Source organism: Acinetobacter lactucae (assembly GCF_013122135.1).
GTDB lineage: Bacteria > Pseudomonadota > Gammaproteobacteria > Pseudomonadales > Moraxellaceae > Acinetobacter > Acinetobacter lactucae.
The window spans coordinates 2,414,445-2,434,341 of record NZ_CP053391.1 but is presented as its reverse complement, the minus strand read 5'-3'; the positions used below and the strand labels follow the sequence as shown (position 1 = coordinate 2,434,341).

The following is a 19,897-nucleotide window of genomic DNA, read 5'->3' as shown; positions in this document are numbered from 1 at the left end:
TTCAATATATTATTTGCGAATAATCATTAAGGTTGCCGAGGCAAAAGCATACACTTTGCCGTTCTCATCTACGATTTTTCCTTCGGTACTAATAATATTACGGCCCGCATTAATCAATTCGGCTGTCGCATAGTAAGACGTATCAACCTGCATGGGACGGATCATTTTTACATTTAAATCAATGGTTCCATAGCCGACACCATGTTCAAGTAAAGTGTGAGCTGCACTGCCAGTTGCTGTATCTAAAGCTGTGGCGCAAAAGCCGCCGTGTACACCGCCTTGTATATTTCTATGTTCTTTGCGAGGAGTAACTTTATAAGTTGCTTTACCTTCGGATACTTCAACGAGTTCCATCGGTATGGTGTGAGCCATAGGTGATGGGGAAACTTCACCATTTTTTAAAGCGGTTAAAAAATCAAGACCTGTGTATTTCGGGCTTTCCATGAATCGTCCTTGGATAATTAAGCAATCTAATGACAATACTATAAATTGATTTTTTACGGAATAAAATTTTGCAATACAAAATATAAATTTATTCTAGTTAAACAAGACTAATTAATTTTTATCTTATATTTGTATTTAAAAACATATGTTTATATTTTATCTCTATAGCTAAGCTAGGATAATTTTATTAAATTAGTGAAAATATATTTTGCTATAAGAAATTTTTTGATATTTTGGTGAGATTGAAACAATAAAAGTCCATTTAAGGAAAAAACGATATCTGCCCCCTAACAAAGGCAGTAACGTGAAAGGGAAAAACTATGCCTTTATATAAAGCTCCATTACGTGATATGCAATTTGTGCTGCATGAAATGCTTCAAACAGAACAGAACTACCAAGGTTTAAGCAAATATCAGGAAAACGTAAATCGAGAATTAATTGATCAATATTTAGAAGCAGCAGCAGATTTTTGTGAAAATGAGTTGGCACCGATTAACCAAAATGGTGATCAAGAAGGGTGTCATTTAAATCAAGGCGTAGTCACAACGCCGAAAGGTTTTAAAGAAGCCTACCAAAAATATGCCGAGCTAGGTTTTACCTCGTTAACGGCCGATCCGGAATATGGTGGGCAAGGCTTACCGACATTGTTGCGGATCGCGATTTCTGAAATGTTATGTGGTTCTAATTGGGCGTGGGCAATGTATCCGGGTTTGTCTCATGGCGCGATGAGAACCATTGAGCACCATGGTACTGAGCAACAAAAACAGCAGTATTTGACTAAACTCATTAGCGGTGTCTGGACTGGAACCATGTGTTTAACCGAATCACATGCGGGTTCGGACCTTGGGTTAATTAGAACGAAAGCAGAACCAAATCCGGATGGGAGCTACTCCATTACGGGGGAAAAGATTTTTATTTCGGCGGGTGAACATGATCTTTCCGAAAATATTATTCATATTGTTTTAGCTCGTTTGCCTCAGGCACCCGCAGGGACTAAAGGTATTTCTTTATTTATTGTGCCTAAATTTAATGTAGATGATGAAGGTAATTTAGAAGACCGTAATAAAGTCGTCTGTAGCGCGATTGAACATAAAATGGGTATACATGGAAATGCCACCTGCGTACTTAATTTTGATGGTGCAAAAGGTTACTTGATTGGTCCGGAAAATCGCGGTCTCAATTGCATGTTTACCTTTATGAATACCGCACGTATTGGAACGGCAGTACAAGGGCTTGCAGCTTCTGAAATTTCATTTCAAGGCGCATTAAGTTATGCAAAAGAGCGACTCGCAATGCGTTCGCTATCTGGTCCTCAATATCCTGAGAAAAATGCTGATCCAATTATTGTGCATCCCGCTGTACGTTCAATGTTAATGACACAAAAAGCATTTTCTGAAGGTGGCCGTGCACTGGCTTACTTTCTGGCTCAACATGTCGATATTGTAGAAAGTTCAAACAATCAGGAACAGCAAAAACACTCCGATGAATTACTAGCTTTTTTAACACCCATTGCTAAGGCCTTTTTAACAGAGTCGGGTAATGAATCTGCAAAGCATGGCGTTCAAGTATTTGGCGGTCATGGCTTTATTGTTGAGCATGGAATGGAGCAAATTGTACGTGATGCACGTATCTCAACATTGTATGAGGGAACAACCGAGATTCAGTCTTTAGATCTATTGGCACGTAAAGTCCTCAAGTCGGAAGGCAAACTTCTAAAAAATATGACTGATTTAATTGATCAATTTATTGGTCAACAGCAATCAAATGAAGTCTTGAAATCTTATTTAGAAAAATTAGCTGAGCTTAAGCAACAATGGTTGTCACTGACCAAAACGATTGCAGAGAAAGCCAACCACAACCCAGAAGAAATAGGGGCAGCTTCGGTGGATTATCTTTATTTTTCCAGTTACGTCGTGTTCGCGTATTTATGGGCGCGAATGGCACAAGTTGCCCATGAAAAATTAGAATCGGGTACACAAGAGCAAGCTTTTTATAAAGCGAAGTTAACGACAGCTAAGTTTTTCTATCAAAAACTTCTACATCGTACGCAGAGCCATGCTGCTTCTATTGAGTCTGGCGCTGAATCTGTGATGGAGCTCGATCAAGAAGCGTTTGTATTTTAGTGAATTTTAAGTTCTAGAATCACTAGGGGAAATTTCAACTAGTGATTAAATTTGTAATTTTAGACTCATCAGTTTTTGGTAGGAAAAACCAGTTGAGTCAAAGAAATAGAGGGTTAACATAAGCATTAAAACGTGAATTTTCATCAAATATTGATGTTGGATAAGGACTACGGAAAGAAAATCATGAATGCTTATTATCAATTACTGAATAGAACAATTGGTCCTCAAGGTGAAGTCATTGCTCATTATTGCTCAACTGTTCATGCACAAGGGGCATGGAATCCTCATGAACAGCATATGGCACCTGCAAGTGGCGTAATTGCAGCAGAGTTAGAGCAATTTTCACCACGACAAGATATGCGAATTGGCCGAATTAGTTTTGATATTTTTGGATTAATTGCATTTGGTGAATTTACGATTAAGACCCATGTGATTCGTGCCGGTAAAACCATTGAATTGATTGAAGCAGAAATGCAGGCGCAAGGTAAAACCTGTATTGTGGCTAGAGCATGGCGCATGTGTACTCAAGACAGTTCCGAGATTGCGGGGCTTGAAGATCAGACAGTTCATCATCCCGATACCTTTACAGAATGGACAGGTATGAAAAGATGGCCGGGTGGTTTTATTCAAACATTAGTGACAAAAATTGATGATCAGCATCGCGCAGGTAAAGGTATTGTTTGGCTAAATAATGATAAAGAAATTGTTGAAGGGCAGCCGACCACAGATTTTGCGCATTTAATTGGTATGGTAGATACCGCAAACGGCATTGTACCGAGACAAGAAGGTGAATTTACTTGGGGTTTTCCAAATCTTGATTTGCAAATCCACATGCATCGTTATCCGCAAGGTAAATGGTTAGGTTTGGAAACCGTTCAGCAATATGGTTCGGATGGTATTGGTTTAACCAGTGCAGTTTTACATGATGTGTATGGTCCATTTGGACGAAGCGAGCAGATTTTGACTTTACGTAAAATGACTAAATAAATATTTGAGCCAATAAAAAAGTCATCCCTCAGGATGACTTTTTTATTTTAAGATTTAGATTACAAGCAATTTCTTAGCTACGAACTTTAATGAGTGTTGGTGTAAGCTCATCCCAACGCTGTTTTGCAGCGTCCATTGCTTTCATTTTAATATGACCATAACCACGAACTTCTGCCGGTAATTTTGCAATTTGTTCAGCAACTGCCAAGTTGTGATTTTCTGGAGCTTCAACGAGTGCTTCAACAAATGCGATGTAACGATCACGCCATGCTTGTTCATGTTGACGTTCTTCTTGGCGTGCAAATGGGTCAAGGAAAGTTTCACGAAGCCATTGTAAGCGTGCAAGCATCATCATTGGGAAGCGCATCCAGTAACCAAATGCACGTTTACGGACATTTTTCAGACCACCAAGTAACGCTGGTGGAGCAAGATGATACGTTAAACGTAAGCCTTTACCGAATTGGGTTTCAATCGATTCTTTGAAGCTTTTACCTGTTAACAGACGGGCAACTTCATATTCATCTTTATACGCCATAACTCTATAAAGCTGAGTTGCAATCGTACCTGTTAATTCTTCAGGTAACTTTTTAGCTGCCAGTTCTACAAGTGTACGGTATTTAGTTGCGTAAGCTTCATTCCAATAGTCTGTTAGACGAGCAGAACGGTCTTCAATAAGTTCAGTTAAAGTTTGCGGAGTTTTGGTTTTTGGCATTGCCGCAACTAAGCGTGCAGCTAAAGTTGGGTCACTTGCAAGATGACAACCCACCCGGAAAGCTTCGAGGTTCTTTTCAACAGCAGTACCATTTAACTTAATTGCTTTTTCAATGCTTTCACGCAGTAATGGAATACGTCCAGATTGCCATGCCATACCGAGTAATAACTGGTTGGTATAAATTGAATCACCTAAGAGTTGTGTTGCAATGCGAGCTGCTGGCAGAGAAACCAGTTGACCTTGACGAACGCGACCACGAAGACGATCAATTAAATCGCTAATAGGCGCATACCAGTCACGAGATTTAATAAACTCAGAAGTAGGGGTACTGTCTTCATTCACAATAACCAATGCATCATCTTTTAAGCGAGATAGAGCAGCGCTACCACCAGCGACTACGGCATCGGCACCAATCAATAATTCACATTGGCCCGCTGGAATTTTAGTAGAAGAAATTTGCTCATCAGTTGCTGCAAGTTGTACGTATGAATAAACCGTACCACCTTTTTGCGCAAGTCCAGCCATGTCCATCACACGTGTTGCTTTACCTTCTAAGTGAGCTGCCATACCAAGCAGTGCGCCAATCGTTACAACACCCGTACCACCAATACCGCCGACCATAATACGACTTGGAACGTCATATAACTGAGGAATAATTGGTGATGTTGGCCAACCTGCGCCAATGCCTTCAAATTTAGCTGGACGTTTCATATCACGTGTATGAACTGTCACAAAACTTGGGCAGAAACCTTCAGCACAAGTGAAATCTTTATTACAGCTACTTTGGTTAATTTGACGTTTAGTACCTAAAGCTGTCTCTACAGGCTCAATAGATAAACAGTTTGATTTTTTCGAACAGTCGCCACAACCTTCACAAATATCACTGTTAATGTATAAACGCTCAGCTGGGTCAGGGTAGGCATCACGTTTACGACGACGGCGTTTTTCACTGGCACAAGTTTGTACATAAATTAAAGCGGTGACACCTGAAACTTCACGTAATTCGCGTTGAACCGTATCGAGTTCGTTACGGTGGCGAATTTCTACACCTGGTGCAATGCCGTCTTCTTCATTTAATAGTTTAACTTCATCAGTCACGATGACTTGTTTTTTAATACCTTCCGCAGCTAGCTGACGAGTTAACTGCGCAACGCTCAAATGCCCATCTACATGCTGGCCACCTGTCATAGCGACCGCATCGTTGTAGAGGATTTTGTAGGTAATATTGGTTTTTGCAGCGATAGACTGACGAATTGCTAAGTAACCTGAGTGGAAGTAAGTTCCGTCACCAAGGTTGGCAAAAATATGTTTTTCATTGGTAAATGGTGATGCACCCACCCAACTTACACCTTCACCGCCCATTTGCGAGAACGTTTCGGTACCACGGTCAAGTGAAACGGCAATATAGTGACAACCAATACCGCCTAATGCACGGCTACCTTCAGGAACGACTGTTGAAGAGTTATGTGGGCAACCGCTACAGAAATATGGTTTACGTTCAGCAAGATCAATAACACGTTTTGATTCTTGCTCTGCTTTTAGCAGTAAGTCGATTCTGCTTTGGATTTGTGCTTTTAAGCTTTCTGGAATATCGAGTTTTAAGAAGCGAGCAGCCAGCATTTTTGCAATCGGTTCAGGCTGATACTCATAGTGACCAATGAGTGGTGCTTCTTCAATAGAGGTACTCCATTCACCTTTACCATCAGTTGCTTTACCAATGACACGAGGACGTTTGCCATCAGGCAGTGAGTACAGCTCGTCTTTAATTTGTGTCTCAATAATTGGACGTTTTTCTTCAATAACAATCAGCTCTTCTAAACCTTCGGCAAACTCACGAACGCCTTGTGGTTCTAAAGGCCAAATCAGTCCAACTTGATAAACACGTAGCCCAAGCTGTTGGGCAGTTTCATCTTCAATACCTAAAATGCGTAAGGCTTCAATGGTATCTAAATAACCTTTACCACTTGCAGCAATACCAATACGGGCATTTTCACACGGCCATGTAACGGTGTTGATTTTGTTGGCGCGGGCATAAGCCAAAACAGCAGGTAAGCGATACTTATAAAGGCGTTCTTCTTGCTGAATACCATGATCTGGCCAGCGAATGTTGACGCCGCCCTCTGGGAAATTGACATCTTCCGGTATAACCGGAGTAACACGGTCTAGATCGACATGAACAGAAGCAGAAGTTTCTACAATCTCACTAACCAGCTTCATTGAAGACCAAAGGCCAGAAAAACGTGAAACAGCAATGGCGTGAACACCAAAGTCTAAAATTTGTTGAACGGATGTTGGGTAGAAAATTGGAATACCACAACCAATCATGACATGTTCAGACTGGTGAGGAATTGTAGAAGATTTACATGAGTGGTCATCACCAAATAAAGCAACGACACCACCACGTTCAGAGGTACCAGCTAAGTTAGCATGGCGGAGTACATCGCCTGAACGGTCAACACCCGGGCCTTTACCATACCACCATGAAGACACTCCATCATATTTGCCTTGGCCTGAAAGATTAACTTGTTGGGTACCCCAGATTGCGGTAGCAGCCAAGTCTTCGTTTACACCAGGTTGAAATACAACATTATGGGATTTAAGTAATCCTTGAACTTGCCAAAGGAAACTATCATAGTTACCAACAGGAGAACCGCGATAACCAGAAATAAAACCAGCAGTATGATAACCATTCATCGCGTCACGGCGAGTTTGGGCAAGAGGCAACCGAACAAGTGCCTGAATGCCGGTCATATATGCTGTACCGTTATCACTTACATATTTATCTTCAAGTGACACATCCTTTGTTGCAATAATATTTGGAGTGACTTTTGTAGCTATATTCATTTATATCTCCTTAGAATTTTTAGTAGCTCGGACTACTTTCTTTTTTCAACATCCAGTTGAATATTTGGAGCAAGTGACATACGAAATAAAAAAAGATCGGTTCCTCTTCTTAAAAAAGAATTAGTGCCAATGTATGTACATTTAGTCATTGTGGTTGAACTAAACTGGTGCAACAATCCGTAATTTAGGAAAACATATTTACGTTATGCGCAAAAATCTCGATGGTGGACTATTGCATGCAATGCATGCATTCCTGAAAGTGATTGATAGCGGGAGTTTCACAGCAGCAGCTGAGCAGATGGATCTGACCACAGCACAGGTTTCACGTCTTATCAGCGAGCTAGAAACACGCTTAGGTACAAAATTAATACAACGCTCAACGCGCCAGCAGGCACTGACCGATATTGGTGCGACTTATGCAGAGCGTTGTCGCCAAGTCATTTCAATGGTGGATGAAGCTGAGGCGGAAGTCACAGGAACCGCATCTAAACCCAAAGGGCGTTTACGTGTATTAAGCATGGGAAGCTTTGGGCATCATTATGTTTTTCCAGTGATGGCCGAGTTTTGTAAGCATTACCCTGAACTAACTGTGGAATATACGACTTCACAGTACGTTCCAGACCTGTTGGCAAAAGGGGTCGATGTCAGTCTTTATCTCACTGAATCATTAACAGACTCTCGTTTTGTTGCACGCAGAATTGGCACTATTTTTTCTGTTTTATGTGCTTCCCCTGCGTACCTAGAAAAACATGGCGTTCCTCAGTCTCCAGAAGACTTAAAAGATCATGCCTGTTTACGCTTGGTAAACCCGTCTATTACGCCAGATTGGCACTTATTAAATACAAGTGGGGAGTCTTACCAAATCGACATTGGCGGACAACTCATTGCAGATAACCCTGAGTTATTATTAGATGTGGTGCAGCAGGATATGGGCGTCGCATTATTGCCGATGTTTTCAGCTTTAGATGCAGTTCAGAATGGAAGATTATGTCATATCTTGCCAGAGTGGCGTTCGCCCGATATCGGAGTTTATACCTTGTTGCCTTCACGTCATTTTATTGATGCCAAAACACGTGCATGGTTGGATTGGGTGGAAGAATATATTTCTCCAAGAATCGAAATGGATGCTTCTTATTTTTATAAATAATGAGATAAATTTTTAAGGATTAAGCTAGAAAAGGATGAAGAATAAGACGGATTAGAATAAAAATAGGGTAGAAAATGCTTCTTTTGAAAGAGGCATTTAATACAGAGATGAATAATAAATTTTAAATAAAATGTGCAAAGATGTTTAATCCCAATTCCTGAATGAAATGAGATAAAGATTAGATGGAATGATCTGGTATTTCGCCTAATATTAAGCTTTATACCAGATGCTGAGTTATTTTAATTTATGACTATGCACACTTGGTTTGCCAATAAGCATTTGCATAATTCGACAAGCTTTTTCGGTTTAATACATGGCTAATATTTTGGCTGGCTTGCATCAGTTTCTCTAAGTCAATGCCAGTTTCAAACCCCATGTGTGACAGCAAATAGAACAGATCTTCAGTCGATACATTACCCGAAGCACCTTTGGCATAAGGGCAACCACCAAGTCCTGCAAGAGACGAGTCAAAAACACGAACTCCTTGCTTTAAAGACTGATAAATATTGGCAATTGCCATGCCATAGGTGTTATGGAAATGCCCAGCTAGAACCTTGCTGTCGAGTTCAGCAAGGCAAGCTTGCCAAACCTTTTGAACGCGATCTGGTGTAGCTGTGCCAATAGTTTCACCTAAAGATACTTCATAGCAGCCCATGTCGTAGAGCCGTTTAACAACTTTCACCACTTGCTCAGGGGCAATAGCACCTTCATAAGGACAATCGACAATACATGAGACATAACCACGCACACGGATGTTATGTGCTTTGGCTGTGGCCATGACATCGCTAAACTTTTCAAAGCTTTCGTCAATTGAGCAATTAATATTTTTACGGGTAAAGCTTTCAGAAGCTGCGGTAAACACCGCAACTTCTTTGCATCCTACCGCTTGAGCAGTTTCAAAACCTTTAATGTTTGGAGTGAGCAAGCTAAATTGCACATCTGTGGTCTGGGGTAACAGCTTAAATAACTCATCACTTTGAGCCATTTGTGGTACCCATTTTGCCGAGACGCATGAACCCACTTCAATCGATTTTAGGCCAGCATTTATTAAGTCATTAATGAAGTTTAAGCGTTGTTCAACAGTTAAAGCCTGCTTTTCGTTTTGGAGGCCGTCTCTGGGACCGACCTCCACGATTTTGACAAACTCACTCATGCAACTTCCTCCTGAGCAGGCTGAAATTCCACAAGCTCATCGCCAGCTTTAACCTGATCGCCGACTTGGAAGTAGGAATCTACAATCACGCCGTCTTTAGGGGCACGAATGGTATATTCCATCTTCATCGCTTCAAGCGTCATTAAAATATCGTCTTTTTTCACGCTATGATTTGCACTGACTAACACTTGGGTGACTACACCTGGCATTGGAGCTTTCAGGTGGCCTTCATCGGCTTGGCTATCTGCTTGATTAAAGTCTTGGCGAATATAAGCAAACTTATAGCTTTGCCCATTTTGGAACAAGGTAATGCCTTGCTGACTTTGGTTAAAAGATAGCTTTTGCTGAGTTCCATTAATTTGAACAGACGCCGTATGTGTATCAAGCAACTGGCCCGAAATCGGGTAACTTTTCCCGTTATATTCTGCGGTGAAGCCATCGTTATTTGAAGCAAATTTGATTTGGATATTTTGGTTTAAATAATTTAGTTTGATACTGTGCTGATAGGCAATATTTAAACGCCAAAGTGGTTGAGCCTGCCAAAGCTGTTTTTGGCTTGAACTGTTGTTATTAAGTTTGCTTAAAAACTCAATAAATGCCGCTACTACCACAAGTTCAGGTTTGATCTCTTCAGGACTAAACAAGAAGTTTTGTTCACGCTGAATCAGGTTGGTATCAAGCTTGGCTTGTTTAAACGATTCGCTACGAACAATCTTTTCAAGAAAGGCAATGTTGTTGCCTAAGCCATCGACATGGAACTGGCTTAAAGCATGTTGCATTTGAATAAGCGCAGCTTCACGGTTTTTACCCCATACAATCAGTTTGGCAATCATAGGGTCGTAATAGGTCGTGATTTCATCGCCTTCAACAATACCGCTGTCTACACGTACATATTGGTTTTGAGTTGGGTAATGCAGATAGTCAATTTTACCAATTGCAGGTAAAAAGCCTTTTTCTGGTTCTTCAGCGTAGATACGTGCTTCAAGCGCATGGCCGTGAATCTGCAATTCGTTTTGTAGTTTAGGTAAAGGTTCACCATAAGCCACACGAAGTTGCCATTCAACCAAGTCTTCACCTGTAATCATTTCAGTGACAGGGTGTTCGACTTGTAGACGGGTATTCATTTCCATGAAATACGCCGTACCGTCTTGTTCTACAATAAACTCAACCGTACCTGCACCAACATAATTTACCGCACGTGCAGCATCAATTGCCGCTTGACGCATTGCATCGAGCTTCTCGCTTGGCATTTGTGGAGCAGGGGCTTCTTCTAGCACTTTTTGATGGCGGCGTTGTACTGAACAATCGCGTTCAAACAAATGCACATAATTGCCATGGGTGTCACCAAACACTTGAACTTCAATATGGCGAGGTTGAATCACATAACGCTCAATTAAGACGTCGTCATTACCAAAACTCGATTTGGCTTCACGTTTACAAGAGGCTAAGGCATGCAGAAAGTCTTCACCACGTTCAACCAGACTCATGCCTTTACCACCACCGCCAGCACTGGCTTTAATTAAAACCGGATAACCAATTCGGTCTGCCTGTTGCTTTAAAAAATCGGCATCTTGGTTGGTTCCGTGATAACCCGGTGTTAAAGGAACACCTGCTTTTTCCATTAAAGCTTTCGAGGTCGCTTTCAAGCCCATTGCCAAAATGGCATCCACTGGTGGGCCAATAAAGCAGATGTTGTGTTGTTGGCAAGCGAGTGCGAACTGGTCATTTTCTGAAAGGAAGCCGTAGCCTGGATGAACCGCTTGGCTGCCTGTATCAATTGCTGCTTGAATAATACGGTCAACCTGTAAATAACTTTGTGTTGCAGGGGACTGACCAATATAAACCGCTTCATCTGCAAGTTTTACATGTTGTGCATTTGCATCTGCATCTGAGTAAACGGCAACCGTTCTAATACCTAATTTTTTAGCTGTACGAATTACGCGGCAGGCAATCTCGCCACGGTTCGCAATTAAAATCTTTTCAAACATGATGATCGTCCTTAATTGTTGTTATTGGAGTTAGAAACCCAAGCAGGCTGTTGTTTATTTAAAAAGGCACTTAGACCTTCTTTTGCCTCACTGCCTTGACGAACTTGAGCAATATGATGTGCTGTCTGTTGTAGCAAGTCATTGCTCATGGTTTGGTTGCTCACCATTTGAATGAGTTGTTTTGAGGCCGCTTGAGCGTGCGGGCCACCGAGTAATAGAGCATCAATAATTTCTTGAACTTTTCTGTCTAAGTCTTCGGCATCTGCAACTTCATGTGCTAAGCCAATTTGTTTGGCTTCACGTGCCGAAATTCGTTCGGCAGTTAAGAAGTAACGTGAAGCTTGCCTTGCACCAATCGCACGAATCACATAAGGACTAATGGTAGATGGAGCAAGTCCTAAACGAACCTCAGAGGTTGCAAACTTAGCATCCGTGCTAGCAATACAAATATCACATGCCGATGCCAAACCCATACCACCACCAAAAGCAATACCATGCACACGAGCAATGGTTGGTTGTTTAAGCGTTGCAAGTGCATCCAACATTTGCGCAAGTTTTAATGCATCTGCTTCATTTTCTGCTGAAGATGCCTGACCTGCCTGTTTCATCCAGTTGAGGTCGGCACCTGCTGAAAAGCTTTTGCCACGACCAGCCAGAACTACAACACGTATATCATCACGTGTATTGATTTGCTTAAAGCAGGCATGCAGCTCTTCAATGACTGCCGTATTGAATGCATTGTGCAATTCAGGGCGGTTCAGCCAAACATAGGCAACCTGATCTTGTTGTTCGAGTTGTAAAAATTGATAGCTCATATACACCTCTTACATGCGGAACACGCCAAATTTGGTTGGCTGGATAGGGGCATTCATTGCAGCAGCAAGACTTAAACCAAGTACCTGACGAGTTTGAGCTGGGTCGATTACACCGTCATCCCAAAGACGGGCAGAAGCATAGTACGGATGGCCTTGACGCTCGTATTGTTCACGGATTGGTTGTTTAAATTCGTCTTCTTCTTGCGCTGACCACTCGGCACCTTTTTGCTCAATCTGGTCACGTTTTAAAGTTGAAAGTACGCTTGCTGCTTGTTCGCCGCCCATCACTGAAATACGAGAGTTCGGCCAAGTCCACAAAAAGCGTGGTGAATAAGCACGGCCACACATACCGTAGTTACCTGCACCAAACGAACCACCAATAATCAAGGTCAGTTTTGGTACATTTGCGGTGGCAACTGCCATCACTAATTTGGCACCGTTTTTTGCAATTCCTTCGTTTTCATACTGGCGACCAACCATAAAGCCCGTAATGTTTTGTAGGAATAACAATGGAATATTGCGCTGCGTGCATAGCTCAATAAAGTGCGCACCTTTTTGTGCAGACTCAGAAAATAAAATTCCGTTATTGGCAATAATCCCGACTGGCATACCGTAAAGTGAAGCAAAACCCGTAATGAGTGTTGAACCAAAACGTGCTTTGAACTCATCAAAACGAGAGCCGTCTACGATACGGGCAATCACTTCCCGCACATCGAAAGGTTTACGCGCATCGCTTGGCACTACGCCATAGAGTTCAGATGCATCAAATAACGGTTCATCAACTTGTTTATTTAAGTCATTTGGCTTTTTATTTAAGTTAGCAACAATGTTACGTGCAATCGCAATGGCATGCTCATCATTTTCAGCCAAATGGTCAGCTACACCCGAAAGACGTGTATGCACGTCGCCACCACCTAAGTCTTCACTGCTCACCACTTCACCTGTTGCAGCTTTTACTAGAGGAGGGCCACCTAAGAAAATCGTACCTTGATTACGTACAATAATCGTTTCATCAGACATGGCAGGAACATAAGCACCACCTGCGGTACAGCTACCCATCACCACAGCAATTTGGGCAATACCCAGACTCGACATGCGTGCTTGGTTATAGAAAATACGCCCAAAGTGATCGCGGTCTGGGAAAACCTCATCTTGCATTGGTAAATAGGCACCGCCTGAATCTACCAAATAAATACAAGGCAAGTGATTTTGTTCAGCAATTTCTTGGGCACGTAAATGCTTTTTAACTGTAAGTGGGTAATACGTTCCGCCTTTAACCGTTGCATCGTTGGCAACGATCATGCAAGTAATACCGTTCACCTGACCAATACCTGCAATTACGCCCGCGGCAGGAACATCATCATCATAAACGTTGTACGCTGCCAATTGACCAATTTCTAAAAATGCCGTGCCGACATCAATCAATTGATCAATACGTTCACGGGGTAAAAGTTTGCCTCGAGCCAAATGTTTTTGACGGGCATTTTCACCACCGCCTAAGGCAATACGTTGGGCAACTTGTTTGAGATCTGTGACCAATGTTTGCATGGCTTGCTGGTTTGTTTTGAAGTCTTCACTTCGAACATTAATCTTGCTTTGTAATTGGTTCATAAGATGCGTCCTTATTTATAATTATTATTTGGTTTCATTGAAGAGTTCGCGGCCAATCAGCATACGGCGAATTTCAGAAGTTCCTGCACCAATTTCATAAAGTTTTGCATCACGCCATAAACGGCCAGCAGGGAATTCATTGATATAACCGTTGCCGCCTAAAGTTTGAATTGCTTCACCGGCCATCCATGTCGCTTTTTCAGCAGCATATAAAATGGCGCTTGCAGCATCTTTACGTAGACTGCGGTCATGGTCAGCTTTATCACAGGCAGCACCAACAGCATAGACGAGGGCTTTACATGCCAACCAAGTTGAATACATATCGGCAAGTTTGCCTTGCATAAGTTGGAATTCACCTAAAGCTTGGCCAAATTGTTCGCGTTGATGTAAATATGGAATTACCACATCTAAACAGGCATCCATAATGCCTAAAGGCCCGGCACTTAAAACTGCTCGTTCATAGTCCAAACCGCTCATCAGTACTTTTGTACCATTACCAACACCACCGAGTACGTTTTCAGCAGGCACTTCTACATTGTCAAAAAACAGCGGGTAAGTGTTAGAGCCACGCATGCCGAGTTTGTCTAAATGATTACCATGGCTAAAACCTTTCATGCCTTTTTCAACTAAAAAAGCAGTCATGCCTTTCGCTCCAGCTTGCGGATCAGTTTTGGCATATACCACTAATACGTCTGCATCCCCGCCGTTTGTAATCCACATTTTTGAACCGTTTAAAACGAAGTGCTCTCCTTTTTGTTCGGCACGTAATTTCATGCTGACGACATCAGAACCAGCATTCGGTTCAGACATGGCGAGGGCACCCACATATTCACCGGAAATCAGTTTTGGTAAATACTTTTGTTTTTGCTGTTCGCTACCGTTACGGTTAATTTGGTTTACACATAAATTAGAATGAGCACCGTAAGACAAACCAATGGCTGCCGAAGCACGAGAAATTTCTTGCATGGCAATAATATGAGCTAGATAACCCATATTGGCACCGCCATATTCTTCAGAAACCGTCATACCTAAAAGGCCCATATCTCCGAATTTTTTCCAGAGATGTGCAGGGAATTTGTTGTCTTGATCAACTTGTTGGGCAATTGGTGCAATTTCCTTTGCACAAAATGCGGCCACTGAATCTTGAAGCGCAATTAAAGTTTCATCTAGACCGAAATTCAAGCTGCGTAGGTTCATGATATTTTCATCCTATTGGTTATATTTGTTGTCCATAAAATATTTTGTGGGTATTTGAGATGTACCATACAATGAATTTTCAAAAAAGTGAATACAGATTCATAAAATGATTTACAATTCATTTTATTTGTTAGAGAATAAATTATGAGCTATAAACGATCATCTTTAATGCAAGAGCGGATGGAGCAAAATCGTAAGTCGATTTTGAGTTCAGCCAGAAAGTTAATTTCAGAGGGAGGGTTTAAAGACGCGCAAATACAAACAATTGCAGAGCAAGCGGGCGTATCAAGTGGTCTTGTTTATCGCTACTTTGATAATAAGAGCCAAGTGTTAATTGAGGTTTTGTCTGAGGCCATTAATACAGAGCTATTGGTGATTGATTCGATTACCGAAAGTAATTTATCAGCAAAGCAGAAATTACATAAGGCTGTGGCAACCTTTGTAAAACGGGCACTGAATAGTCCTCAGCTTGCATATTCACTCATGTTTGAACCTGTCGATTCAACGGTTGAACATGAGCGTTTTCGTGTGAAGCAATTGATTAAACAAAGTATTAAAAAAATACTTGCGGATGGAAATGCAAGTGGTGAGTTTGTCTTGGATGATTTAAATACAGCAGCACTGTGTGTTGTCGGTGCCATGACTTATGTGGTGGTTGAACCCCTAGACCCAGCTCAAAATACAAAGTTTGATCATGCGCACAAAGACTATTTTTCAAAACAGATTGCTGACTTTTGTGTAGATGCTGTGCAGAGGAAATAGGGCATATAAAGGATAAAACAACACAAAGTAGGCAGTTTAGAAAAATAGTTGCAGTAACAACAATTAGATCAGGTAAGAAGAGAATTAGAAGAATCAAGGAGAATGATTCAATGCAACAAGAACGGTTAAGCTACGCCTCGGGACCAAGCACGCAGCCTTTATTGGGTATGACCATTGGTGAACAATTTGATCAGGCCTGTCGGCAATATGCTGAAAAGGAGGCAATCGTTAGTTTTCATCAAAACAGACGATTAACCTACAAAGCTTTGCAGGATGAAGTAAACGCTTTTGCTTGTAGCCTTTTAAAATTGGGATTAAAAAAAGGAGATCGGTTAGCCATCTGGTCACCTAACTGTGTGGAATGGACAGTTACCCAATTTGCAGCCTTTAAAGCAGGGATTATTTTAGTCAATCTCAATACAGCTTATAAGAGCCATGAACTTGAATATGTGTTGAATAAAGTCTCATGCAAAGGATTGATTATAGCTTCTCAATTCAAAACGACTGATTACCAAGAACTACTCACGAAAATTGCCCCTGAGTTAACGACCAGTCTAGATAAAGTGCTTAGTTCAGCACGACTACCACATTTAAAATTTGTTATTAAAATTGATGATCAGCAACATACGGGTATTCATCGCTTTAGTGATTTAGTCACTACGCCGACATCAGAACAGTTAGAAAAGTTAAAGCAGTTAACCAAGCAACTTCAGTTTGATGAAACCATTAATATTCAATTTACCTCAGGTACAACCGGTAACCCTAAAGGGACCATGTTGACCCACCATAATATTTTAAATAATGGCTATTTTGTCGGTGAAGGTATTCGTTTAACCCCTCAAGATAAAGTGTGTATATCTGTGCCGTTGTTTCATTGTTTTGGCATGGTCATGGGGAATCTGGCATGTGTAACGCATGGGTCAACCATGGTCTATCCATCGGCGGTATTTAATCCTTTAGAAACTTTAAAAGCTATTCATCAAGAGCGTTGCACGGCAGCTTATGGTGTGCCAACTATGTTTATTGCCACCTTAGAACATGAACAGTTTAATGAGTTTGATCTATCGAGCTTAAGAACGGGCATTATGGCAGGCAGTCCTTGCCCACGTGAAATTATGCAGCGAGTTATAGACCGTATGCATATGTCTGAAATCACGATTTGTTATGGAATGACTGAAACCTCGCCAGTCAGTGTACAAAGCTCGGTAAATGACTCGATTGATAAACGAGTAAGTACAGTTGGACATGTTCATCCGCATGTTGAAATTAAAATTGTCGATTTAGAAGGGCAAATTGTTCCGCAAGGCACTTTGGGTGAGTTATGTGTTCGTGGTTATTCAGTGATGGCTGGCTATTGGGGTGAAGAAGAAAAAACCCGAGAAGTGATTGATGCTGCTGGCTGGATGCATACGGGTGATATTGCAGAAATGGACCAAGACGGTTTTATTAAAATTAAAGGTCGTATTAAAGATGTGGTGATTCGTGGTGGGGAGAATCTCTTTCCAAAAGAAATTGAAGACTTCTTATACACTCATCCCGATGTAAGCGATGTCCAAGTCATTGGCTTACCAGATGCGAGATATGGCGAAGAACTCTGTGCTTGTATTATTTTGCATGAACATCATCAAATTGATGAAGACAGTATTCGCCAATTCTGCAAAGAACATATTTCTCATAATAAAGTGCCGCGTTATGTCCGATTCTTTAATGAGTTTCCAATGACTGCTTCAGGCAAAGCGCAGAAGTTTAAATTGCAGGAAATTATGCGAGCTGAACTTAATTTAACGGGCAATGTCTTTGACTAAAGAAGTCTAAAGCCATATCAAAGTGCAGCAGATTATACGTTCAAAGACAGTGTAAATAGAGGATAAGCAAAATGGCAAAAGACTTTAATAGCCCAAAAGTAGTCGAAGGATATGACGAACATATTCGTAAGTTAATTCCGGGTTATGAAGTGATTCATCAACAGGTGGATGCCATTTTGCAATCGGTGTCGCCATCAAGTGCGCATATTTTAATTGTGGGCTGTGGTACCGGGTATGAACTCGAATATTTACTTAAAAGACATCCTCACTGGAAATTTACAGCAGTTGATCCATCTTTGACCATGCTGCAAAAAGCCCAAGAACAGGTTGAACTTTTAGATAAATCTGCTCAAGTCACCTTTGTTCACGGTGAAACGTCAGCTTTACCTCTTGAGAATTGCTTTGATGCTGCACTTTCTATTCTTGTGGCGCATTTTATTGCAGATGATATAAAACCTGTTTTTTTTAAAGATATTTATGATCGCTTAAAAGAAAAAGCAGTTTTACTTACCTACGATTTAATGACGTGTGTAAACCCACAGCAGCTTCAAGCACTACGTTATTTATGCTTGGCTCAAGGTTTAACGGAAGAACAATGTCAGAAAATGTTAGAGCGTATGGCACAAGACTTTTTTAGCTTAACTACTGAAGGATATATCAAACTTTTGCAAAAGACTGGTTTCGAGAGCGTACAGCCGTATACGCAAATTTTGACGTATCAGGGTTTTATTGCAAAAAAATAATGTCAGTAGAGACAAAGGAATGTTGTCTTAACACCTAAATATTCTCAATGAGGATGAGAATATAAAAACGAAAAAATTAGAAGAACTAGCTTTACCTATAACACATTAAAAAGTGGCCTCAATGCTGCTTAAGGGAGGTTTTGTCTAAAAAATATGATGTAAGACTTTCTAAAGGAAGAAAGTCAGATGTTTAAGAGCCTGTTTTAGACAGGTACATAACAAAAAGGATGTCGAGATCTTTAAGTCTAATTAAAGATCAAAAAAGGAAAGTTTTATGATAAATGCTTTAAATACAATGGTTCAAAAAAGCTTATTAGCTATTTCTGTGACCCTGTTTGTGTCTTCTGCTTTTGCAGGTCAAACAGATCCTGAAATAGCACAACTTCGCCAAGAAGTAAAAGAACTACGGGCTATGCTACAAGCCAACATGCAAGCTCAGAAATCTTTATCACAAGAACGGGTGGAACTCGCAACTTCTGTAACGCCCCAAGCTACTCAGCCTACAAAACAAGTGTTAACTAAGTCTGGCGCAGAATTTAACTTATATGGATATATACGGGCAGATGCTTCTTATCAAATGAAGGGCGCATCGGCTATGTATAACAATATTAGCGGGGTTCCACTCGAAAATACGCCAGAAGAATCTGCTCAAAAAGACCAATTACACAGTACCGTTAATGTGACACGTTTCGGGTTGAATTTTAAAACCCCAACTGCTGCGGGTGATGTGGGCGGGAAACTAGAAATGGACTTCTTTGGGGCAGCTACTCGTGATCAGTTTCGGATACGCCATGCTTATTTAACCTTTGATAAATGGCTCATTGGTCAAACGTGGTCAACCTTTATTGCACCTGAATATTATCCGGAAACGATCGATGCAGGCACATTTGTAGGAAGTGCATTATTAAGATCGCCACTGGTTCGTTATAGCGATAACTTAACTGCCAATACAAGTTTTGCCGTATCGGTTGAAGACCCGAAATATACCGCTGCATCAGACCCCGATAACAAAATGCGTTTACCAGCTTTGGTTGGGCGTTTAAATCATAAATTTGCCAATGGTTCGATGCTATCGGGGCGTAGTTTTGTTGCCGAAAAGAGAACCAATAATGATGAGGAAATGTCTTGGGGTGTTGGCTTTGGCGGTAAATACCAAATTACTCCTGATACATTACTTAAAGCCGATTATTACCATGTCAAAGGAGATGGGCGTTTCCTACTATGGAGTAATAGCGGCTATGCAATAGATGATCAAAACAATATACACAGCAATGAATTTGATACCGTTTCTTTGGGTATCACTCATCAATTTACGCCACAAATTCGTTCAACCTTGGGTTATGGCTATATGAAAGCCAAAGATGATAATCGTTTTGCCGAATTACAACGTAATAGCACCACGCAAAACAAAGAGCTTTGGCAGGGCTGGGTGAATGCACTTTATAACCCATACAAACCAATTACCTTGGGCATCGAATATGTGTATGGCGAACGAGAAACGTTTGATGGACGTAACGGGATTGATAACCGCTTCAATATGATGGCGAGTTATGACTTTTAATTTAT

At 41.1% G+C, this 19,897-nt stretch carries 14 protein-coding genes; 7 read left to right on the top strand and 7 right to left on the bottom strand.

What is annotated here, in order from left to right:
• Positions 1-9 precede the first annotated feature (9 nt).
• A complete protein-coding gene (locus tag HLV59_RS11340) occupies positions 10-459 on the bottom strand; it encodes a PaaI family thioesterase (protein WP_171430618.1) in 450 nt (149 codons plus the stop codon).
• Positions 460-764: 305 nt separating this feature from the next.
• Here HLV59_RS11340 and HLV59_RS11335 point away from each other — a divergent pair, with 305 nt between their 5' ends.
• Both HLV59_RS11335 and HLV59_RS11330 read left to right on the top strand, forming a co-directional pair.
• The gene (locus HLV59_RS11335) at positions 765-2,567 is read left to right on the top strand and encodes an acyl-CoA dehydrogenase C-terminal domain-containing protein (RefSeq protein WP_171429976.1); all 1,803 of its coding nucleotides are present in this window, start codon (positions 765-767) and stop codon (positions 2,565-2,567) included.
• 183 nt (positions 2,568-2,750) lie between these two features.
• Entirely contained in the window at positions 2,751-3,554 is an 804-nt protein-coding gene (locus HLV59_RS11330) for a thioesterase family protein (protein ID WP_171429975.1), read from the top strand.
• A gap of 73 nt (positions 3,555-3,627) precedes the next feature.
• Here the strand turns inward: HLV59_RS11330 and HLV59_RS11325 are convergent, their stop codons facing one another.
• On the bottom strand, positions 3,628-7,110 hold the full coding sequence (locus HLV59_RS11325; protein WP_171429974.1) for an indolepyruvate ferredoxin oxidoreductase family protein: 3,483 nt from the start codon (positions 7,108-7,110) through the stop codon (positions 3,628-3,630).
• A 205-nt stretch (positions 7,111-7,315) separates the two neighbouring features.
• Between HLV59_RS11325 and HLV59_RS11320 the strand changes: the two genes are divergently transcribed.
• A complete protein-coding gene (locus tag HLV59_RS11320) occupies positions 7,316-8,257 on the top strand; it encodes a LysR family transcriptional regulator (protein ID WP_061875935.1) in 942 nt (313 codons plus the stop codon).
• 250 nt (positions 8,258-8,507) lie between these two features.
• Here HLV59_RS11320 and HLV59_RS11315 read toward each other — a convergent pair whose 3' ends face one another.
• Genes HLV59_RS11315 through HLV59_RS11295 form a run of 5 tightly spaced genes read right to left on the bottom strand, consistent with a single transcriptional unit; the run spans position 8,508 to position 15,021 of the window.
• Positions 8,508-9,410: a hydroxymethylglutaryl-CoA lyase gene (locus tag HLV59_RS11315; protein WP_141316045.1), complete on the bottom strand. Its 903-nt coding sequence runs from the start codon at positions 9,408-9,410 to the stop codon at positions 8,508-8,510.
• Complete coding sequence (locus HLV59_RS11310) at positions 9,407-11,398, bottom strand: acetyl/propionyl/methylcrotonyl-CoA carboxylase subunit alpha (RefSeq protein WP_171429973.1); 1,992 nt, start codon at positions 11,396-11,398, stop codon at positions 9,407-9,409. The genes HLV59_RS11315 and HLV59_RS11310 overlap by 4 nt, the downstream gene beginning before the upstream one ends.
• An 11-nt stretch (positions 11,399-11,409) precedes the next feature.
• A complete protein-coding gene (locus HLV59_RS11305) occupies positions 11,410-12,213 on the bottom strand; it encodes an enoyl-CoA hydratase/isomerase family protein (protein ID WP_087089091.1) in 804 nt (267 codons plus the stop codon).
• Between the two features lie 9 nt (positions 12,214-12,222).
• On the bottom strand, positions 12,223-13,824 hold the full coding sequence (locus tag HLV59_RS11300) for a carboxyl transferase domain-containing protein (protein ID WP_087089089.1): 1,602 nt from the start codon (positions 13,822-13,824) through the stop codon (positions 12,223-12,225).
• Between the two features lie 24 nt (positions 13,825-13,848).
• Positions 13,849-15,021 (bottom strand): isovaleryl-CoA dehydrogenase, encoded by a 1,173-nt coding sequence (locus tag HLV59_RS11295; protein ID WP_087089088.1) that lies wholly within the window; start codon positions 15,019-15,021, stop codon positions 13,849-13,851.
• Positions 15,022-15,165: 144 nt separating this feature from the next.
• On the opposite strand from HLV59_RS11295, the gene HLV59_RS11290 reads away from it, so the two are divergent.
• The 4 genes from HLV59_RS11290 (at position 15,166) to HLV59_RS11275 (ending at position 19,892) form a co-directional block, all read left to right on the top strand.
• Positions 15,166-15,783, top strand: coding sequence for a TetR/AcrR family transcriptional regulator (locus tag HLV59_RS11290; protein ID WP_016144932.1), 618 nt, complete (start codon positions 15,166-15,168; stop codon positions 15,781-15,783).
• A gap of 110 nt (positions 15,784-15,893) precedes the next feature.
• Positions 15,894-17,588: an AMP-binding protein gene (locus tag HLV59_RS11285; RefSeq protein ID WP_171429972.1), complete on the top strand. Its 1,695-nt coding sequence runs from the start codon at positions 15,894-15,896 to the stop codon at positions 17,586-17,588.
• Positions 17,589-17,659: 71 nt separating this feature from the next.
• Positions 17,660-18,331 carry a class I SAM-dependent methyltransferase gene (locus HLV59_RS11280; RefSeq protein WP_171429971.1) on the top strand — a complete coding sequence of 224 codons (672 nt, stop codon included), beginning with the start codon at positions 17,660-17,662 and terminating at the stop codon, positions 18,329-18,331.
• Between the two features lie 277 nt (positions 18,332-18,608).
• Entirely contained in the window at positions 18,609-19,892 is a 1,284-nt protein-coding gene (locus tag HLV59_RS11275; protein ID WP_171430617.1) for a DcaP family trimeric outer membrane transporter, read from the top strand.
• The last annotated feature ends 5 nt before the right edge of the window (positions 19,893-19,897 follow it).

Bases quoted from the DNA above. Each gene is read 5' to 3' on its own strand.
- HLV59_RS11335 (WP_171429976.1), top strand. From the start codon at position 765: ATGCCTTTATATAAAGCTCCATTACGTGATATGCAATTTGTGCTGCAT.
- HLV59_RS11330 (WP_171429975.1), top strand. From the start codon at position 2,751: ATGAATGCTTATTATCAATTACTGAATAGAACAATTGGTCCTCAAGGT.
- HLV59_RS11325 (WP_171429974.1), bottom strand. From the start codon at position 7,110: ATGAATATAGCTACAAAAGTCACTCCAAATATTATTGCAACAAAGGAT.
- HLV59_RS11320 (WP_061875935.1), top strand. From the start codon at position 7,316: ATGCGCAAAAATCTCGATGGTGGACTATTGCATGCAATGCATGCATTC.
- HLV59_RS11315 (WP_141316045.1), bottom strand. From the start codon at position 9,410: ATGAGTGAGTTTGTCAAAATCGTGGAGGTCGGTCCCAGAGACGGCCTC.
- HLV59_RS11310 (WP_171429973.1), bottom strand. From the start codon at position 11,398: ATGTTTGAAAAGATTTTAATTGCGAACCGTGGCGAGATTGCCTGCCGC.
- HLV59_RS11305 (WP_087089091.1), bottom strand. From the start codon at position 12,213: ATGAGCTATCAATTTTTACAACTCGAACAACAAGATCAGGTTGCCTAT.
- HLV59_RS11300 (WP_087089089.1), bottom strand. From the start codon at position 13,824: ATGAACCAATTACAAAGCAAGATTAATGTTCGAAGTGAAGACTTCAAA.
- HLV59_RS11295 (WP_087089088.1), bottom strand. From the start codon at position 15,021: ATGAACCTACGCAGCTTGAATTTCGGTCTAGATGAAACTTTAATTGCG.
- HLV59_RS11290 (WP_016144932.1), top strand. From the start codon at position 15,166: ATGAGCTATAAACGATCATCTTTAATGCAAGAGCGGATGGAGCAAAAT.
- HLV59_RS11285 (WP_171429972.1), top strand. From the start codon at position 15,894: ATGCAACAAGAACGGTTAAGCTACGCCTCGGGACCAAGCACGCAGCCT.
- HLV59_RS11280 (WP_171429971.1), top strand. From the start codon at position 17,660: ATGGCAAAAGACTTTAATAGCCCAAAAGTAGTCGAAGGATATGACGAA.